General features: G+C 61.8%; 16 protein-coding genes. All 16 read right to left on the reverse strand.

Going from position 1 to position 19,343, the window contains the following annotated elements:
• Positions 1-130: 130 nt before the first annotated feature.
• Positions 131-694, reverse strand: a complete 564-nt coding sequence (locus PMI31_RS18225) for an NUDIX hydrolase (protein WP_008019713.1) — start codon at positions 692-694, stop codon at positions 131-133.
• A 1-nt stretch (position 695) separates the two neighbouring features.
• On the reverse strand, positions 696-1,448 hold the full coding sequence (locus PMI31_RS18230) for a GntR family transcriptional regulator (protein ID WP_008019714.1): 753 nt from the start codon (positions 1,446-1,448) through the stop codon (positions 696-698).
• An 89-nt stretch (positions 1,449-1,537) separates the two neighbouring features.
• A complete protein-coding gene (locus PMI31_RS18235) occupies positions 1,538-1,927 on the reverse strand; it encodes a carboxymuconolactone decarboxylase family protein (protein ID WP_007991919.1) in 390 nt (129 codons plus the stop codon).
• 123 nt (positions 1,928-2,050) lie between these two features.
• Positions 2,051-3,502, reverse strand: a complete 1,452-nt coding sequence (locus tag PMI31_RS18240; RefSeq protein WP_008019715.1) for an NAD-dependent succinate-semialdehyde dehydrogenase — start codon at positions 3,500-3,502, stop codon at positions 2,051-2,053.
• A 133-nt stretch (positions 3,503-3,635) separates the two neighbouring features.
• Positions 3,636-4,121 carry a flavin reductase family protein gene (locus tag PMI31_RS18245; protein WP_008019716.1) on the reverse strand — a complete coding sequence of 162 codons (486 nt, stop codon included), beginning with the start codon at positions 4,119-4,121 and terminating at the stop codon, positions 3,636-3,638.
• 12 nt (positions 4,122-4,133) lie between these two features.
• Positions 4,134-5,615 (reverse strand): aldehyde dehydrogenase, encoded by a 1,482-nt coding sequence (locus PMI31_RS18250; protein ID WP_008019717.1) that lies wholly within the window; start codon positions 5,613-5,615, stop codon positions 4,134-4,136.
• Positions 5,612-6,445, reverse strand: a complete 834-nt coding sequence (locus tag PMI31_RS18255) for an alpha/beta fold hydrolase (protein WP_008019718.1) — start codon at positions 6,443-6,445, stop codon at positions 5,612-5,614. Before PMI31_RS18255 ends, PMI31_RS18250 begins: the two co-directional genes overlap by 4 nt.
• Positions 6,446-6,489: 44 nt before the next feature.
• Positions 6,490-7,080: an amino acid synthesis family protein gene (locus tag PMI31_RS18260; protein ID WP_008019719.1), complete on the reverse strand. Its 591-nt coding sequence runs from the start codon at positions 7,078-7,080 to the stop codon at positions 6,490-6,492.
• 254 nt (positions 7,081-7,334) lie between these two features.
• Complete coding sequence (gene tssA, locus PMI31_RS18265) at positions 7,335-8,432, reverse strand: type VI secretion system protein TssA (protein ID WP_008019720.1); 1,098 nt, start codon at positions 8,430-8,432, stop codon at positions 7,335-7,337.
• A gap of 94 nt (positions 8,433-8,526) precedes the next feature.
• A complete protein-coding gene (locus PMI31_RS18270) occupies positions 8,527-9,045 on the reverse strand; it encodes an Hcp family type VI secretion system effector (RefSeq protein ID WP_008019722.1) in 519 nt (172 codons plus the stop codon).
• Positions 9,046-9,208: 163 nt separating this feature from the next.
• On the reverse strand, positions 9,209-11,689 hold the full coding sequence (gene tssM, locus PMI31_RS18275; RefSeq protein ID WP_008019723.1) for a type VI secretion system membrane subunit TssM: 2,481 nt from the start codon (positions 11,687-11,689) through the stop codon (positions 9,209-9,211).
• Positions 11,686-12,612, reverse strand: a complete 927-nt coding sequence (tagF, locus tag PMI31_RS18280) for a type VI secretion system-associated protein TagF (protein WP_008019725.1) — start codon at positions 12,610-12,612, stop codon at positions 11,686-11,688. The genes tssM and tagF overlap by 4 nt, the downstream gene beginning before the upstream one ends.
• A gap of 31 nt (positions 12,613-12,643) precedes the next feature.
• Positions 12,644-16,507 (reverse strand): type VI secretion protein IcmF/TssM N-terminal domain-containing protein, encoded by a 3,864-nt coding sequence (locus tag PMI31_RS18285; protein WP_008019727.1) that lies wholly within the window; start codon positions 16,505-16,507, stop codon positions 12,644-12,646.
• A 30-nt stretch (positions 16,508-16,537) separates the two neighbouring features.
• Positions 16,538-17,251 (reverse strand): type IVB secretion system protein IcmH/DotU, encoded by a 714-nt coding sequence (icmH, locus tag PMI31_RS18290; RefSeq protein ID WP_008019729.1) that lies wholly within the window; start codon positions 17,249-17,251, stop codon positions 16,538-16,540.
• On the reverse strand, positions 17,248-18,591 hold the full coding sequence (tssK, locus tag PMI31_RS18295) for a type VI secretion system baseplate subunit TssK (protein ID WP_008019730.1): 1,344 nt from the start codon (positions 18,589-18,591) through the stop codon (positions 17,248-17,250). Before tssK ends, icmH begins: the two co-directional genes overlap by 4 nt.
• Positions 18,588-19,343, reverse strand: a complete 756-nt coding sequence (gene tssJ / locus PMI31_RS18300) for a type VI secretion system lipoprotein TssJ (RefSeq protein WP_008019732.1) — start codon at positions 19,341-19,343, stop codon at positions 18,588-18,590. Before tssJ ends, tssK begins: the two co-directional genes overlap by 4 nt.

Below are 19,343 nucleotides of genomic sequence, written 5' to 3' on the forward strand. Positions count from 1 at the left end.
TAAGGGCGAAACCATAGGTGGCGGTTACCGCTGCAATGGATATGTACACCCTCAAAAATCCACGCCACCTGCCTTGCCGCCATCGCGAGCAAGCTCGCTCCCACAGGTGGCAGATCAAAATCCGCAACCATCAGCGAATAAAGTGAATCTTCCCGGTATCGTCATTGCCCATGTAGATGCCATAGACCCCAGCCTGGCGCTCCTCGATATAACGCTCAAGGATCTGCCGGATCGCCGGGTAGTAGATGCTGTCCCAAGGGATATCCTCGGGCGCGAAGAATTTGTAGTCGAGGGTTTCCGGGCCGTACTGGCCGGTGATCTCCAGCGCGATGGCGCGGAAGATGATGTACACCTCGCTGATCTGCGGCACGCTGAAAATCGAGTAGGGCGAAACGATTTCCGCGCGCACGCCGCTTTCTTCCCAGACTTCGCGCAAGGCCGCCTGCTCGGTGGTTTCGCCGCTTTCCATGAAACCCGCCGGCAGGGTCCAGGTACCGGGGCGCGGCGGGATGGCGCGCTGGCACAAGAGGTACTTGCCGTCCTGCTCGATGATGCAGCCGGCAATGATTTTCGGATTGACGTAATGGATGTAGCCGCAGCCGCGGCACATCAGGCGCTCGTGCGTATCGCCCGGCGGCAACTGCTGACCGAGATCAGCGCTGCCGCACCTGGGGCAAAAGCTCGGGCTGAACATCTCAGCGACCTATGCGCGGTTCTTTCAAAGCGATGGGCAGGGTGATCTGCGGCGTGGCGCCGGTTTCTTCCTGCTTGCGCTTGAGGTAGTCCAGGGCCACGGCAGCCGCCGCACGCACATGGTCGACGCAAGCCTGGTGGGCGGCCAGCGCGTCACCGCTCTTGATCGCTTCGACCATGCGCTCCATTTCCTGGTTGCTGGCGCCGCGACGGTTTTCCTGGGACACCGAGGTCGCGCGCAGGTAACTGATGCGTGCCTGCAATTGCCGCAACTGAGTGGCCGCGACATGGTTGCCCGAACCTTCGAGCAACACGTCGTAGAAGCCCTGCACCGAGTCGATGACCTGTTGCAGTTCGCCGTCCTTGAGCGCCTTGCGGTTTTCTTCCAGGGCTTTTTCCAGGGCCTTGATGTCCTTGGCCTTGGCGCGCAGGGTGAACAACTGCACGATCAGCCCTTCGAGTACGCAGCGCAGCTCGTAGATGTCCACGGCATCGGCCAGGGTAATGATCGCGACACGCGGGCCCTTGGCATCGGCGAATTCCACCAGGCCTTCGGATTCCAGGTGGCGTAAGGCTTCGCGCACGGAAGTACGGCTGACGCCCAGGCGATCGCACAGATCGCGTTCGACCAGACGGTCTCCCGGCAGGAGCTGGAAGTTCATGATGGCGCTTCGCAATTTATCCAGCACGATTTCGCGCAGGGTGACGGGGTTGCGATTGACCTTGAAGCTGTCGTCGAGTGGCAGGCGTTTCATGGGGTCCGCTCTGATTGTGGCTGTCCATGCAAATAGGAGCACTGCGATTACGGGAATCCGTGTGCTCGGTCAGATCAAACAGCCAAGGGTTAACTGGAGGCCTCGGCATCGGCTTCGGCGAAGGCTTCACGGGCGAGCCGGAAACTGTCTACGGCAGCGGGGACACCGCAATAAATGCCGACCTGAAGCAATATTTCGCGTATTTGCTCACGACTCAGGCCGTTACGCAAGGCGCCGCGTACATGCAGCTTGAGTTCGTGCGGCCGGTTCAGGGCCGAGATCATCGCCAGGTTGATCATGCTGCGCTCCTTGAGCGACAAACCCTCTCGGCCCCAGACATGACCCCAACAGTATTCGGTGACCATTTCCTGCAGGGGGCGGGTGAAGTCGTCGGCGTTCTCGATGGAGCGGTTGACGTAGGCCTCACCCAGCACCTGGGTGCGGATCTTCAGGCCTTTTTCGTATTTTTCGTTGTTCATTTTGATGCTCTCCAGTGGGGGATCTGGATCTCGACGTCGATCTGTCGGAGCCGGCTTGCTGGCGATGGCGTACTTGAAGACGCCTTCGCCAGCAAGCCGGCTCCTACAGGGTGAACCTTCGGTTCAGAGGCCGCCCATCAAGGTGTATTTGAGTTCCAGGTAATCCTCGATGCCGTACTTCGACCCTTCACGGCCCAGCCCCGAGGACTTGATGCCGCCAAACGGCGCGACTTCGGTGGAAATCAGCCCTTCGTTGATCCCTACCATGCCGTATTCCAGCGCCTCGCTCATGCGCCAGGCACGGCCCAGGTCGCGGGTGTAGCAATAGGCGGCGAGGCCGAATTCGGTGTCGTTGGCCATTGCGACGGCCTGGGCCTCGGTGTCGAAGCGGAACACGGCGGCCAGAGGACCAAAGGTTTCATCGCGGGCGACTTTCATCTGCGTGGTGACGTCGATCAGCACGGTCGGCTGGAAGAAGCCGTTGCCCAGCACATGGCGTTCGCCGCCGCACAGCAGTCGTGCACCCTGGGCCAGCGCGTCTTGCACGTGGTCTTCGACCTTGGCCACGGCACGCTCGTTGATCAGCGGCCCCTGGGTGACACCGGCGTCGAAGCCGCTGCCGACCTTGAGCTGCGAAACCCGCTCGGCCAGGCGCGTCACAAAAGCGTCGTGGATGCCGGCCTGCACCAGGAAGCGGTTGACGCAGACGCAGGTCTGCCCGGCATTGCGGAATTTGGCGATCAGCGCGCCATCGACGGCACGTTCCAGATCGGCGTCGTCGAAGACAATGAACGGCGCGTTGCCGCCCAGTTCCAGCGAGACTTTTTTCAGGGTCGGTGCGCACTGGGCCATCAGCAGTTTGCCGATGGCGGTGGAACCGGTGAACGACAGTTTGCGCACCAGGCTGCTGCCGGTCAGCTCGCCGCCGATGGCGATGGCATCGCCGGTGATCACGTTGAAAATGCCCGCTGGAATGCCGGCCTGTTCCGCCAGCGCGGCCATGGCCAGTGCCGAGAACGGTGTTTCCGGAGCCGGCTTGACGATGCACGGGCAACCGGCCGCCAGTGCCGGGCCGGCCTTGCGGGTGATCATCGCCGCCGGGAAATTCCACGGCGTGATGGCGGCGACAACGCCAATCGGCTCCTTGCTGACCACGATGCGCGCATCGCCCTTGTGGCTGGGAATGGTGTCGCCGTAGATGCGCTTGGCCTCTTCGGCGAACCACTCGATGAAGCTCGCGGCGTAGAGGATTTCGCCCTTGGCTTCGGCCAGTGGCTTGCCTTGTTCGAGGGTGAGGATTTCGGCCAGGGCGTCGGCGTTGTCCAACATCAGCGCGTGCCAGCGCTTGAGCATGTTGCTGCGCTCTTTGGCGGTCAGCGTGCGCCAGGCCGGCCAGGCGTTGTTGGCGGCATCGATGGCCAGGCGGGCGTGCTCGGCGCCGAGGTTCGGTACCTGGCCGATCCGTTCACCGGTGGCCGGGTTGAAAATGTCCTGACAGGCGCCATCCGGCGCGTCCAGCCACTGGCCATTGATGTAGGCCTGCTGACGGAACAGTTGCGAGGCTGCTGGGCTCATGCTGGCTCCTGAGAAATAAAAGCATCAAACGAAATGGGCAACACGGACCGCTTTTCGTAGGAGCCGGCTTGCCGGCGATAGCGATCTCAAGGACGCTATCGCCGGCAAGCCGGCTCCTACAGGAGGCCTGGCGTCAGGCCAGCGCGGGCAGTGGCCCCAGCTTGCCTTTGTGGTAGATCATCGGCGTCACCGGTTGCTCGGGCAGGATCAGGTTCTTCACCGCGCCGACGATGATCGCGTGATCGCCGCCGTCGTATTCGCGCCACAGTTCGCACTCGATGATCGCCGTGGCCTTGGCCAGGATCGGGTTGCCCCGTTCGCTCAAGTGCCACTCGATGCCTTTGGCTTTGTCCTTGCCTTTGCCGGCAAAGGCATAGGCTTCGGCGGTCTGGTCGGCGGACAGCAGGTGAATCGCGAACTGCTTGCTGTCGCGCAGCACCGGGTAGGTATCGGAGCCGTAGTTGGGGCAGAACAGCACCAGTGCCGGGTCGATCGACAGCGCACTGAAGGCGCTGGCGGTGATGCCGACGATGCCGCCGGCCGGGTCCAGGGTGGTGACCACCGTGACCCCGGACGGGAACGAACTCATCACGTCTTTGTAAATGCCGGGTTCGATCATTTTCCAGGTCTCCTAGCGCATCACGAAGGGATCAGGCATCGGTGCCTGGGACAGGTTGATCCACACCGTTTTCAGCTCGGTGTAGGCCAGCACCGAATCGATGCCGCTTTCGCGTCCATAGCCGCTGTTCTTGAAGCCGCCGATCGGCGCCATGGCCGAGACCGCGCGGTAGGTGTTGACCCAGATGATCCCCGAACGCACGTCCCGGGCCAGTCGGTGGGCGCGGCCGAGGTCGCGGGTCCAGATGCCGGCGGCAAGGCCGAACTGCGAGTCGTTGGCAATCGCCAGCGCTTCGGCTTCGTCCTTGAAGCGGATGACCGAAGCCACCGGGCCAAAGACTTCTTCCTGCATGATCTTCATCGAATTGCGGTCGCACTCGAACAGCGTCGGTTCGTAGAACCAGCCGTCGCCCAGATTGGCCGGACGCTTGCCGCCCAGGCGCAGGCGCGCACCTTCGGCAATGGCATCGGCCACCAGGCCTTCGACCACGGCCAGTTGCTGCGCGGTGGCCATCGGGCCCATTTCGCTGCTGTCGTCCTGCGGATTGCCAATGCGGATGCGCTGGGCGCGTTCAACCAGGCGACCGACAAACTCGTCGTAGATTTCGTCCTGCACCAGCAAGCGCGAACCGGAGACGCAGCTCTGCCCGGAAGCGGCATAGATCCCGGCGATGGCGCCGTTGATCGCGCTGTCGAGGTCGGCGTCGGCGAAGATGATGTTCGGCGATTTGCCGCCCAGTTCCAGCGACAGCTTGGCGAAGTTCTCGGCGCTGCTGCGCACCACATGCCGTGCGGTGGCCGCACCGCCGGTGAAGGCGATCTTGCGCACCAGCGGATGGCGGGTGAGGGCGGCACCGGTGCTCGGGCCATAACCGGTGACAACGTTGACTACCCCCGGCGGGATCCCGGCTTCCAGCGCCAGGCGCGCCAGTTCAAGAATGGTCGCCGAGGCGTGTTCCGACGGCTTGATCACGATGGTGTTGCCCGCGGCAAGCGCCGGGGCAAGTTTGATCGCGGTCAGGTACAGCGGGCTGTTCCACGGAATGATCGCGGCCACCACGCCCATGGCTTCGTGCACGGTGTAGGCAAACAGGTCCGGCTTGTCCAACGGCAGGGTGCCGCCTTCGAGCTTGTCGGCCAGGCCTGCGGTGTAGTGGAAGAACTCCGGCAGATAGCCGACCTGGCCACGGGTTTCGCGGATCAGCTTGCCGTTGTCGCGGCTTTCCAGCTGCGCCAGTTGTTCTTTGTTCTCGGCGATCAGGTCGCCCAGGCGGCGCAGCAATTTGCCGCGAGCGGTGGCCGTCAAGCCGCGCCAGGCCGGGCTGTCGAAAGCCGTCTGCGCAGCCTGCACGGCGCGCTCGACATCGGCTTCACCGGCATCGGGCAATTCTGCCCAGGGCTCGGCCAGCGCCGGGTTGAGGCTTTCAAAAGTCTTGCCGGACAGGGCATCGACCCATTCACCGCCGATGCACATCTGGAAGCGTGCGAGAGTCATGCAACGATCCCCTTGATCTGGTTTTGTCTGGAGTGCGCGGCCTGAAGAAACTCCAGCAACAGCTGGTTGACCAGGCGCGGCGATTCTACGGGCATCATATGCCGTTGCTCGGGCAGCACGGCAACCCTTGCACCGGGGATGCGCCGGGCGAGTTGCTCGGCCATTTCCGGGGTCGAACCCGGATCGAGTTCACCGGTGGCGATCAGCGTCGGCGCTTGAATGCTGCCCAGGTCGTCGGCGCGATACATGTCTTGAGTGGCGAACAGTTCGTAGGTGGTCAGGTAACCCTGCGGATCATTGCCGGCCAGGGTCTGGCGAATCGCGGCGATCTGCGCCGGGTTGGCTGCCTGGTATTCGCGGCTGAACCAGCGTGACAACGCCGCTTCCGCATTGGCGTCCGGACCGTGTTCGGCGGCCTGCGCCGTGCGGGCGATGACGCCGGCGCGCTGTTCTTCGCTGCGATTGAACACACTGTTCAACACCACCAGGCTTTGCAGGCGCTCCGGGTAATGCAGGGCAAATGCCCGCGCGACCAGACCGCCCATGGAGAAACCGATCACCGCTGCCTGTGGCAGATTGAGGTGGTCGAGCAACTCCAGCAACTGGTCGGCGTAGCCGAGCAACGGCGTACCGTTCTTCGGTCGCGGGCTGGCGCCATGGCCGAGCATGTCGTAGGCGATGACGCGGTACTTCGTGGCCAGGCCAACGATCTGGCCGCCCCACATTTCTTTGTTCAGGCCCACGCCGTGGATCAAGACCACGGGCTGGCCTTGGCCGGTCGCCAGGTAACTGGTGCCAGCCGGAGTGAGTTCAGCGGTGAGCCGAATCATGGAGCGCTCCTGCAATGCCTTCTTGTTGTCGTTGTGCTGGCCGGTTACTGGGCGTTTTCAGCTGCCAGTTCTTCCAGGTCGATGTAGCGGTTGCCGATGCGCGGGTGCAGGCGGCCACCGTCGGCGCAACCCAGGACCACGACGATTTCGTCGGCACGTGGTGCGTCTTCGATCTGCATTTCCAGGGTGATGTAGTGCGAGCGCAGGCCTTCGTCGTCCTTGTGCATCATCGGGATCTGGATCGAGGTGCCCGGGCCGCCGCGCTTGTTGGTGAAGCTCAGGTAGCTCTTGGCCTTGACCGCTTCGCGGTAATGGTTGCCGAAGCGCAGGGTGTGGATCACCGCCGAAGCGTGTTCGATTTCGCCATCGGCGCCGACCACGGCCGCCTTGCCGTAAGCCTCGATCTTCTCGGCGCCGCCGATGATGCCCACCAGGCGCTCAACCATCAGCGCGCCGAGGTCGGAGCAGTTGGCGCGGATCTGTGGTTTCAGGTCTTCGACAAAACCGTTGCCCAGCCAGGGGTTTTTCATCACCACGGCCAGACCGACCATGGTCACGGGCTTATCGGTGGCTTTGCCGCCTTCAATAAAGGTTTCTTCGACATAGCTGACGATCTTGCGGATTTCGAAACTCATGAGCTGCTCCGTAGAGGTTTGGGTGTCTGTGCGTCTGATGGTATACCATAATACCGGAAGCACAAGTCCCTGAACGGAGTTTCTGGCTGGATGGCATGTAAAAGTTTGCGCCGCGGGCAGCAGCGGACAAACGGCTGGCACAGGTCAACGCCGGGCACAGGCCCGGCATGGGAGAGAAAGGAGGTGTAAAGAAGCGGGGGGATCAGCAGTGAGGCGACGTCAAGTGGTGCGTCGGGTTTACTATCGGCTGGCCATCAGGACTTCGCTTCCTTGGTCCCCAGCACGTCGCGGATGTTATCCACCACATTGCTGTCCTTGATCACATCGTTGAGCCAACCTTCGAGCGGCATGTTGCCCCATTTGATCGCGCGTTCGATCAGGTAGGGGACAGGGCTCTGAGGTTCGGTCTGTTTGAAGAACTGCGCGATGCCCGCCAGCAGGGTGAACGCCTCGTCACGGGTCTGGGGCGTGGTGCGCAACGGCGTGACTGGAATGTCTTGCGGGGTCTGGGTCATTGCAGCACCTGTGGGTTGTGCGCCAGCGCTTTCGCAGACGGTCGGGGAGGGAGCGACAGGGGCCGGGTGCAGTTCGATACCGCGATCCTTGAGCAGTTTCTCGGCCAGTTGTCCTGCGCGGGACAGCACGTCGTTGAGCCCGGCAAAGCTCGGCGCGTCAGGGCCGAACAGCCTGTCGGCGGTGCTCTGCAGTTGTTGGCACGCGTTGAGGCTGGCGGTGATTTCGCTGGCCTTGCGGCGCAGGTGATCGGAGTCGGTCAGCACCACCGAACGCTGGAACACCTCGGCGTTGATCTTGCCTTCGTCGAGGGCGGCACGCATGGCCTGGGGGTTCTGCAAGCCAAGGTTTTCGACGTGCCTGGATTCGTCGTATCGAAGCAGACCGTACTGTTGGCCCTGGGTGATGGGCAGTCCGCCGACGACATCCGCCAGCGACGTTTTCATCCACGCCAGGCGGGCAGCGCGTTCATCGACCCCATCCTCGAGGGAAGGGAAGAGGTCTGCCCAGAAATTGTCCAGTAGGCGTTCGGCCAGGGTCAGGCCAAAGGTGATACCGGTGAAATGGTACTTGTGCGCCAGGGCTTCGCTGAGCCAGGCGACGAGCATCAGGTCCTTGCTCTGTCGAGCCAGGCCTTGGGCAGCCAGGGTGAGGGTCAGATCCCAGTCGGATGACTTCAGATCGGTTTGCCAGTCACCCTGGGTCAGGTAATCGGGGTCTGCTCGCCGTGCTTCTTTCACCTGATCGAACAAGGTGGAAAAGCTCAGGTCTTCGCCGCTCCCCTCGTTGATGGGCGCGGTCAGTTCGGCCAGCGAAAGGTCGTTGAGAAATTCAGACATGGGAAACTCTGATCAGAATAAAAGAACACCGCACCCGCCTGGCAGGTACGGTGCTGAAAACGAGCCGCGTGCGCGGCCCGTCATTACCACGGTTTTATGCGAAAACCTTGTTCGCGGTACGATCCCAGCCACCGGTAACGTTACCGCCGCCCTGGCCATCTGCACGGCTTTGTTGGGTGTAGGTGGTCTTGATGCGCGCGAAGTTGAAGCTGATTTCTTCGATCGGCAGATCGCCAACGGCTTTGTCTTCACCGTTCTGGCTGCCACCAGCGACCGCTTTCACGGAAGACACCACGACTTCTTCCAGGTTGATGGTCAGGTAGGTCACCTTGTCGCCACCGGCGCGGTTCACGTTCAGCTGGATCTTGGCGATGTGAGTGCCTTTGCAGCAGGCTTCGAACAGCTTGGCAGAAGCCTTGTCCACGGCTTTGCGGATGCTGAAGTCGCTCAACGCAACACGCTCCGACGAAGCACCGCCCGAAGAGCTGGCCGTCGCGGAAGTCGCCTGGGTTGCGCCGTACTCGTAGCCCAGCACTTCGATCCAATCCTTGTGTTTGTCGTCCAGAACTTCACCTGGAATGCCGGCGATCTGGATGTATGCGTCAAATGCCATTTCTATTTTCTCCTTACCTTCATTTAAAAGGATGTCACCTGCGAACAGGTCACAGCCCTTCGTTTTAACCTCTTTGAAACGATCAAGAGAGGTGTCTCATGCCAGCCCGGGCCTCTCGTCGAGATGACCCGGATTCCGGTATTTCTTCACAAGGTGCGCATACTCAGTTGAGTGCCCGCACTTCGATTTCTACCCGCCGGTTAGGCTCCAGGCATTGAATCAGCCGGGCCCTGGGTTGCTGCATATCGCACTTGACCAAGGGCTTGGTGCTGCCTTCGCCGATGGCTTCGACCAGCTCGCCGGGCACGCCTTTGCCCACCAGATAGGTCTTGATGGTTTGCGCCCGTTGTTTGGAAACCTGCAGGTTGCCCTGTGGATCGCCCAATTGATCAGCGTGGCCGGCAATGATTATTTTTCCGATGTTGGGGGTGCTGAGCAGCTTGCCGGCGATCGCGCTGAGCTGGCTTTGGCCTTCGGTCTTCAGGCTCTGGAAGTCGGCACGGGCGAAGGCGAACAGGGTGTCCGACTCCAGCGTGATGGTTTCGATCGAGCGCAACGACTGGGTCAGCAGGCTGTTGATGTAGTTGCGCGAGCTGGAGATCAGGAACGCGTTGTCGAGGATCCGCGGCACGTCCGGCTCGTGAATCTGGTCGCTGTAGAAGTTGATCTGGCGGCTGGCGAACTCATAGTCCTGATCGCTGGTGGCGACGGCGGCATTGCCGACCTGGCGGGCAATCGCCGGGTACCAGTAATCCGGGATTTTCGCTTTCAGGAACGCGGGGTCGGCCTTTTCACGCTGGGCGCGCGACAGCATCACGTAGGTGTCCAGCGTCGCCTTGCCGAAACCGGCGATGGACTGCGCCCGGTTGTCATTGGGCAGCGCCTTGGGTTCGACGCTGTCCACGCCGGTCACGGGCATCAACTCTTTGGCATTGCGCTGATAGACCTTGAGGGTGGTCAGCAAGTACAACGAGCGAGTCAGGTTGTCGGCCGTGGGCTTGAGCATCACGCTTTCCAGGCGGTCGAAATAGCGGCTGCGCACCAGTGGCTCTACCTTGTGGCCTTGATAGAGCCCCAGACGCATGCGTAGCGGTACGCCTTGGTCGTGATGCCGCGCGTAGTAATCCGCGGTCCAGAACCGCAGGCGGTCGAGGGTTTGCCAGGCGGTGTACTGCCCGGTAGCGGAACGGTCATCGCTGGCCGCCAGGGTCAGTTCTGCCGAGAGACTCTGCAGGGCAGTCTTGTTGTTCACATACGACCAGCCCAGCAGGCTGCACAGCAGCACCGCGACCAGACCGGCACCGCCGATCCAGGCTGCCCGGCGCCGACGCTCGCGGTGGTTGGTGGTGTACAGCGCCACCAGGTGCTGGTCAGGAATGATGACCTTGCGGAACAAGCTGTTGATGAACAGCGGGCGCGGCTGCGCGTTACCGTTGGCGATCTCCTGGTCACCCTCCAGCGAGAAGCGCTCTGTCACCTGGCGTGCGTGACCACCCAGTTCCGGCTGGTCGGCATCGAGGGCACTGGTGAAATAGAAACCGCGCAGCAGTTCCGCACTTTGATAAGGGTTGGCGCGCAACAGGGCATCGACGAACAGTTGAAGCCGGGGCTTGAGGGCTGCGAGCTCCAGCGGGAACCGATACACCGCCGAATCCTGCCGGGTGATCTGGATGTCCTGCGTGACCAACTGCTGGCTCGCCACCTGTTGCCAATAGCTGACCAGCTCGTCCATCGCGACGCCAAAGCGCTGCCCCCAGTCGGCCTGCTCATAGCCTTTGTGGGAAAAGGTCTTGCCCATGACTTCGCCGCGTGCGGCTTCATCGAGTTGGCGATAGAAGGGCGCGAAACCGGGCACCAGGTCGCACTTGGTGAACACCAGGTACACCGGCAGGCGCACTTCCAGCAGGGCATGGGTTTCCTGGATGCGTTCGCGCAGGCGTTTGGCGATGCGCTCCTGATCTTCCAGCGAGGCTTGCAGGATGTCGTGGATGCTGACGGTGACGATCAGGCCATTGAGGGGCCGGCGCTGGCGATGCTGGCGCAGCAGCTGGAGGAATGCCCGCCATTTTCCGGCCTCTTCCTGGTTGTTCATGTAGCGCCCGGCGGTGTCCAGCAGCACGGCCTCGGAGCTGAAGAACCAGTCGCAATTGCGGGTTCCACCCAGACCTGCGACCCGCACGCCTTCGCGCTCGGCATAGGGAAAATTGAGGCCCGACTGGTAGAGCATGGTGCTTTTGCCTGCCGCGGGCTGGCCGACCACCAGGTACCAGGGCAGGGCATACAGCGCATCCTTGGGGTTGCTGCCCCGCGGCTTGTTGTTGTGCAAGCGCTCGATGCTCTGCAACAGCCGCTCGCGCAACAGGCTGACTTCCTCGCGATCCGCCGGGCTCGCGTTCAACACGGCCTGGTCGGCATCTTCGCGCAGCAGCCCTTCGAGGTTGTGATGCCGGGACACGCCCCGATAAAGCAGCAACACATAACCGGCGGACAGACCGAGGAATACACCGATGCCGGTCAGCAGGCTGTTGAGCGAACTGAAGTCAAACGCACGCCCGATGCCCCACACCACGAAGATCGTGAGGAAAAAGCACACCCCCAGGATGTAGGGCTGATAGCGCAAGAAGTAATACTTGATCTTGTTCATACGGACTTCGAATCCAGGGCATCGACAAAACGGTCGATAACGTCACCCAGAGGGCGGTCTATTTCGGGAAAAACGTGTTTCGGGTGGTGCTCGTCAAAGGCATCGAAAGACGCCAGCACGTCATAGCTCTGCGAGCGTTCATGGATGCCCGTCAGCAGGCGATAGGCATCGCTGGTATGACGTGAGGCAAAGCAGATCAGCCGGGGACGCATGAAGTCGTCCACCAGCAGGCTGATTTGCGGCACGGCACGCTCAGGTGTCATTTGCGTCAACCAGGTGACCCACAGATCGGCAGTCGGATTTTTCAAACCCCTCTCCGCCGGCAAGGGCAGGGAGATGCCGATCGGCGTTGCCTGATCGAGGTGTCTTCTCAGGGCCTTCAGCCGGGTCAGCACGGCGTTGGTGACGAACTCCGGGTAGGCCCCTTCGAGCGCAGTACCGATATCGCGCAAATTGAAATTCACCAGGAACCTGTCGTGCACGCGCCGGAATAACTCGAAGTCCTGTCCCTGCAACGGGCGCAGGGCCTTGATGCGCTCGAACAGCACCGACGTGCTTTCGCCCTGGACCGCCATGTGCAGCATCGGCCTGATCTGCCCGCTGAACAGTTCACCCAGGGTGAACGGATTGACCAGAGGCTCGGCTTCGCTGGCCTTGAGGGTCTGGAAAATGAAGAACGGATAGCGTCGTCCACTCGAATCCCTCGAGCTGATCAACCCGCCCAGCAACCAGTTGCCGCTGCGGGCGCGGTAGCTGAAAAAACACACGGGCAACGCATCGAACAGGTCACGCCAGTCTTCGCGATGCTGCAGGGCGGCCAGCGCTCCTTGCAGCCAGCTGTCGAACTCACAGGCGTCGTCGCCCGCACCTTGCAGGCTGACGAAGTCCGGGCTCGCGGGCACCTTGCCGAAGCAGCCGATCATTGGCCGCAACTCTGCTTCAAGGTTCGGTGGCTCACAGCGCTTGACCTTCTTTGGCGTTGAGTGCGCTCAGTGCCTTGACGTTGGCCAGGTCGGTCAGCTTGACGCCGCCGTAGTTGCGCACAGCGAGGCTGACCGGGCCACTGCTGGTGTTCCAGCTGAAGCGTTGCTGGATGCCGTCCAGATCGCTGACCCGTGCGCTGTCGTTCATGCGCAGCAGTCCCCAGCGGCCCGGGTAGTCGAACACCGTGATGCGCTCGCCGGTCAGGGTGACCACATCCAGGCGTGCGCCCGGCGTGGTGGTCGTGCCCGGCCACGAAAAGCGGCTCCAACTGGTCTTGCCGTTGCGGTAGTGCTGCACCTGGCCGTCGAGGGTGAAGATGATGTCGGTGAGGTTGGCGGAAGGCTCGAGCATGATCTCGAAGCCATTATCGCGGTCCGACAGGCTGGCGATTACCTGGCCCAACGAGCTGGCCTTGTCGATGCTGTTGACCATGTTCGGGTTGACCAGCGGCGTAGCCTTGCTCCCGCTGCCCATCCCCAGGCCTTCGCCACCGGACAGGTTGCCGATTTCGTTGCGCTTGAAGTTCGGCAGCAGCCCGGATTCCGGGTCGACGAAGCGCTGCAGATCCTTGACCGACGCTTCGTTGCGGCTACCCGGGGCGATCGGGTAGCGGTGCGCCATAACCTGCTCCCAAGGCTTGGCGATCTGCTGTGCCCAGGCCTTGGCAATCTGTTGGCCGGCCGGGTCGCGCAGGGTTTCCCAGGCAAACTGGATCGGCAGGCTGAACAGGCCCTGCAACGATTCGGACAGGCTTCCCTGGCTGGTGTCGACGGTGGTCTCGACATAGTTGCGCACGCTGGTGACTTCGCTTGGCAGCCCTTCGAGGGTTTCGCTGATCAACTGCTTGCTGCTCTTGCCAACGTCCTGGGAGCGCTGGATGTTGTTCATCCGCACCTTGAGTTTGCGCAAGGCCGCGAGATAGCGGTCCATGATCGTGCTGTCGGCGCCTTCGGCGTTTTGCACGGCGAACACCCGCGACACAGGTTCGAAGCGCTTCGCCAGGCTGCCGTCGTCGACCGCCGGCAAAGGTGAAATCAACGTGTTTGGCGAAACATTTTTCCCATCAAAGATCCCGCTCCAGAATCCATCATCGGGCTTGGCCCCCGCCTGCAGTGTTTCGCGGGGCGCCGGAACATCCCATTGGGTGTTGTCGTTGAGCGCCGCCAGGAGGATTTTCACCGGCGAGTTCTGCACGTCGCTGAGCAGTGCCAGCTGTTGGGTCGCGTTGGCCATGTCGGTGAAGTGACGAACACCCACGCTATCGATGAAGGTGTACCAGGCGTGGGTGTAGTCGCGCTTGTAGCGCGTCATGAACTCGCGGATGAAATTGGCTTTCTGCACGATGCTGTCGCCACCTTCGCCATCGAGCACCCAGTCCGATTCGTTTTGCAGGTTGCCCGACACCAGTTTGATCAGCTCGGGCTTGACGAACTGTTCCCAACCCTGACGGGTGAAAATCGCCGGAACTGCTTCGGTGCCGTACAGCAGCTGACGGCCGGGCAAAGGCACCAGGTCGCTCAAGCCCACGGCCGGGAACTGACGACTGGATTCCAGTTGCAGACGCAGGTATTCACGGTCCACCAGCGAGCTGGAAATCATGAAGGACTTCAGGCTGTTGCGGGTTTCGCTGATGAGCTGCTCGTTACGCGACAAGGACGGTGCCTGGCCATTCTTGAGCAATTGCACGTAGACCGGCGAGTTGTCCTGAATCACCGCAGTGCTGACAGGATTTTCGGCACTGGCGGTATTGGCCCAGGCCACCGGCAACGCAGCGCCGACAAATTCCGGGTCTGGATGGGTGGCCGGCTGGGTCAGCATCAGGTACAGCTTCAGCGCGTTATAGGACTCGATGATGGACGCGACTTGCCGCTCATCCAGCCGGCCGAGCATTGCTTCGGACAACGACAGCCCGCCGGTGGTCGCCGACAAATCCGCGGCATCGCTCGCCGTGGCCGGGTTGCGCAGTGCCGTCAGCGCTTCGCCCCGTGCCTTGTTGGCCGCACCCTTGGCGGCACCGGTCAGGCGACTGGCCACATCACCGGTACTGCGCGGCAGGTTGTTCAAGCGGATCGGCAGTTTCTGGCCCGACGCGCGAGCTTTGACTGAATCGGCTTTGGACGATGCAGGCGCGAAGCCGTTCTGCGCATCCATGGTTTTGGCGAACTCATTGAAGGCGCGCATCTGCAATTGCAGTTGCAAGGTGACAGGTTCCAGCGCCTGGGTACGCAGTTGCTGCAAATAGGCGGTTTGTGCGACGCGGTAGACGTCATCACCGCGATAGAGGCCTGCGCCGAGTTGCAGCGGCACGCCCTTGGCATGGTGCTTCTCGATGGTCGAGAGTTGCTCACGCAACAGTTCCAGGCCTTGGCCCAAGGCGAGCAGCCCGGCACGGTCCGGGGACTGTTGCAGCTCGGTCAGTTGCTCGCGCAACGTGGCCAGCCACTGACGGTTGTTGTGGAACGACAGGGCTTGCCAGCCAATGAACGCGACACCGGCCAGCACCGCCAGACCCAGCAGGGCAGGGCTGGCGGACGAGTGCTTGCCAAGGCGCGACTGATAAAGGGGCAGGTCGCGATCCGGGAAGATCACCCGACGGAACGTATCGGTAATGAAGTAGCTGCGGTCGCTGATTTTCTTGCCGCTGCTTTGTTCCGGTTGTTCTTGCTCTGGTTGCAAGGCGAACGATTCGGCCAGGTCGTCTTCGTAGACCTGGCTCAGCTGCTGATCAGTCTGCAGGGCGCTGGTGAAATAAAGCCCGCGCAACAGCAGTGGTGCGCCGGTGCGACGGGGCTCGGCGAAGTGCTGGAGAAACTGCTCCAGTACCCCCGAAAGCTCGGCGAAATAGTTCGGGAAGTTCAGCAAGGCGCTGTTGGCATCGGCACCCAGCACAATCATTTGTGCGTCGACCTGACGACGAATATGGCTGTGCAGGTTGGCCAGTTTGGCATCCAGCACCGGGCGCAGGCCCTGGTTGCGGATCTCGGACAACCCGAAAGTCATGCCCAGCGGCTGCTGGCGCTCGTTCAGGTCCAGGCCTTCAAACGCCTCGCTGAAGCCCGGCAGTTGATCGGTCTTGCTCAGCATCAGGTAGATGGGTGGATTGGCATCCAGGCAATCGTTGTATTCCTCGATGCGCGACACCAGTTGGGCGGCGAGTTCGTTGCGCTCGGTCGCGCTGCACGCCAGCAGTTCGGGCAGGCTCACCACCAACACCAGACCGTTGACCGCAGCCTTGCTGCGCTGCTTTTTCAGCATGCGCAGGAAGGCGGCGAATTCGCTGGCCGACGGGTCGTCCCGAAGGTAACGGCCGGCCGTGTCGATCATCACGGCCTCGGGGCTGAAATACCAATCGCAATGCTGGGTGCCGCTTTCGGTGTCGTTGGCGCTGCTGGCAATGCTTGCGGACAGGCCCGAGCGGGTCAGCAACGAGGTCTTGCCAGCTGCGGACATGCCGATCACCAGGTACCACGGCAAATCGTAAAGCGCCGACGAGCCGCCGCCACCGGCCGAGCGGTCGGCGCGCAGCATCGCGATGGCGTGCTTGAGGCGTTCGCGCAACACTTGCTGATCGCGGAACTCGCCGGTGGATTTAAGCGAACGATCAACTTCGATCTGCACCAGGTTTTCAAGGTTGTGCTCGGCGCGGATGCGCTTGTACTGACGCAGCACAATGATCAGCAGGTAGAAGGCACTGACGATCGCCATTGCCTCCAGCGCATAACCGCGCAGCCAACTTACGTGCGGGGCCACGAACCAGCAGACCGCCAGGCTCGCCAGCCACAGGACGGGGACGAGGAACCAAAAACTTTTTAACGAGCGCAATAATGTCTTCATGTCTTCCTGACTCGGTTACCTGACCTGTGCTCAGGCACTGAACAGCTGGCTGATTTGTTCGGACAACGCGGCTACGTCTTTGGCCAGCAGCCAGTCCAGCGTCAGGTAGACACCCGCGCAGACCAGCGCAAACAGCGCCAGGTAGAGCCAGAGAGGCACTTCATGGCGCAGCATCTGCGAGACCTGGTCAGGCAGCGCCCAGTCGGGCGAGAGCGCCTTGGGCGTCTTGCGAAAACGTGCGATGTCCTGGCCCAGGGTATTGGCCAGGTAGCGCAACTGGTCCTTTTGCCCGAGGCTGAACTTGCCTTCGAAACCCAGGGCCAGGCACAGGTGGTAAACCTCGAGCACATCGAGGTTGTGTTTGACGTCGCCACGCAGCGCATCGATTTTTTCGAAGAAGCCTTCGCCGGCCAGGTGCACGCCGAAATAGCGGAACTGCAACGGCTGCAATTCGAAGTGCCGACGTAATTCGTTGTCCCCGGAGCGCAATACGCTTTCATCGAGGAACGCACACAGGGCGTATTGGGTGTCCTTCACCTGTTCAGCGCTGTAGTTGGCGCCGCGGGCATCGCGTTCCAGTGCCTTGAAGAAGGTGTCGACACTGGCCTCGAAGGCGCTGACGGAAGTCACCTGACGCCCCTTGCGCACGATCAGCGCCATGCTGATGAAATCCTGCACCAGGTCTTTGAGCGTCGGTTTTTCACGGGCGGCGGCAACGGCGCCTTGCAATACGGCTTCGGTCATTTGAGTACCGCCATCAGTTCAAGCTTGAGGTTGGTGAACGCGCTGGGCGCATAGAAAGAGATGGCCTGGGCACTCATCATTCGTTCGTAGACCCGACCATGGGGCTCGATGGAGAAGTAGTGATTGTCCAGTCGCACCGGAATCGCATTGGGCAGGCGGGTCGAATGATTGAGGGTGACCCCCGGCATGGCGCTGTTGACCACCACTTCGATGTCTTCCGGCGAGCCGACCTTGAAGGCCCGTGGCACCAGCTCCAGCAGGCTCGCGCCCGGCATGTCGGCGTGCACGGAGATGTAGAAGTCCGCCTCGACCAGCCGTGGGTCGTGCAACTGCCCTTGCCAGTAGGAGGGCTTGGTCTGGGTCAGGTTGATCACCACACACTGGTTCGGCACGACGTTGTCGAGCAGCACGCGAATCATTTCGTCGAGCTTGACCAGGGAGGCTGCCGGGTCGTGGTGGTCGTACTCGGGGATATCGTTGAGCTGCGTGTCCAGCGAGAACGTCAGCAAGCCGCCGGCGAGTTCGGCCAGGAACAGATACAAACGCTCGGGGTGCAAGCGCGGGTGCGCAAGCAGGTGCGCCAGGGTCGGGTGGGCACGGTTCACCGTGTTCAATAGCCAGAACAGGGTCACGTCGCTCGAACCAAACTCGGCGATCTGGTCCGCGCGCTCGCGACGACGGCCAGACAGTGCCTTGCTCTTGGATTGCAAGGCGCCGAGCAAACGCTTGCCCAGTCCGATCAGGGTGTCGTGGGTGCCCAGGTGCAGCGTCGGGTGCACGAAGTGCCCGTCGAGATTGAACCCGCCGATGTTGTTGCGCGACAGCCGGGCAATCGGGCACCAGGTGTAGCCATCGAGGTTGTCGCCATCGATCAGCATCACCACGTTCAGGCGCAGGCTGGTGATTTCGTTTTCAAGGTCGCCTTCGTTGAGGTCCGGCAAGGTATCGAATTGCTTGCGAAAGCGTCGCCCGGTCTTTTGCTCCTGGCCGTCTTCGACGTAGTTCAGGCCGAAGGGCTCAGGTAGTTTCAGCGCGGCGTAGACCTTCAGGTCGTTGCCCTTGAGCAGGTCCTTCAGGTCACGAGCTGCGGGCAGCGGATCGTGCTGCGGCGCGTCGAACAGGCTGCCATCGGGAAACACCAGCTTCAATCGCTTGAGCTGCAGGGAACCGGTGGCGAGGGCTTCCTCGTCCACTTCCAGCAACTGCACGCCCCAGTGAAAGGGTGTGTTGCGCAGGGTCGCCTGCGCCAGCTGATGCTGGTGGAACTCATCCTGATACTGGAAATGTTGTGGCAAAAGGAACATGCCTTCGGACCACATCACCCGGCTTTGCTTACTCATTGAGCGCCTTCCAATAATGAATTCAATTTCGAGTCCACGGCTTTTTGCGCGGAGGCACTTGCCTGGTTCTGGGCCTTCTGCACCACGGCGTCCTGCACACGGTCGGTCAGTGTGGGTTCGGCCGGCTGATCGGGCAGGGCGGCGGCTTTTGCGAGCTGCTCCCGGGTCTTGGGTTTATCCAGGACGTCGACACCACTGACGGCCGACACCGTGTTGTTGTCCACCAGCACCCGCAGGCCGTCGGAGGAGAACCAGATGCCGTCCTTGCGCAGGGAGTTGGCGTCAAACGCAACCTTCCAGCGGCTGTTCTCGTCGTTGCGGAAAAAAGCCGCGACACCGACATAGCCCGCCGCCTTGTTCAGAGGCCACTTGTCGACTTGCCCCATGCCAGGCAACAAGGTGATTTCGCGGTTTTCGATCAAGGTATTGCCGAGGGCCTTTTGCGGGTCGTCCCACAGCGAGTCGGCATCGACCGATGCAAAGCGCTCCAGCGATGTCAGCTGGTAAACGCGTAGCACCACGGAAAGCGGTTTGCCGGACGCGTCGGGATTGAGCTGATTACCGCCGTCGGATGTCAGGATGACCTTCTCGTTATCCCCGAACAGCATGTCGCCGGCCCAGGTATTGTCGACCCGCTTGCCGACCCGGTCGGTGACGCCACAGGCGCTCAGTACCGCCATCATCGCCACCGCCGTCAGGCATTTGGCCAATGCCATCTTTGCGGGACGCTTCCCTGAATATCTCTTGTCCAT

Source organism: Pseudomonas sp. GM55, assembly GCF_000282395.1.
Lineage (GTDB): Bacteria > Pseudomonadota > Gammaproteobacteria > Pseudomonadales > Pseudomonadaceae > Aquipseudomonas > Aquipseudomonas fluorescens_CC.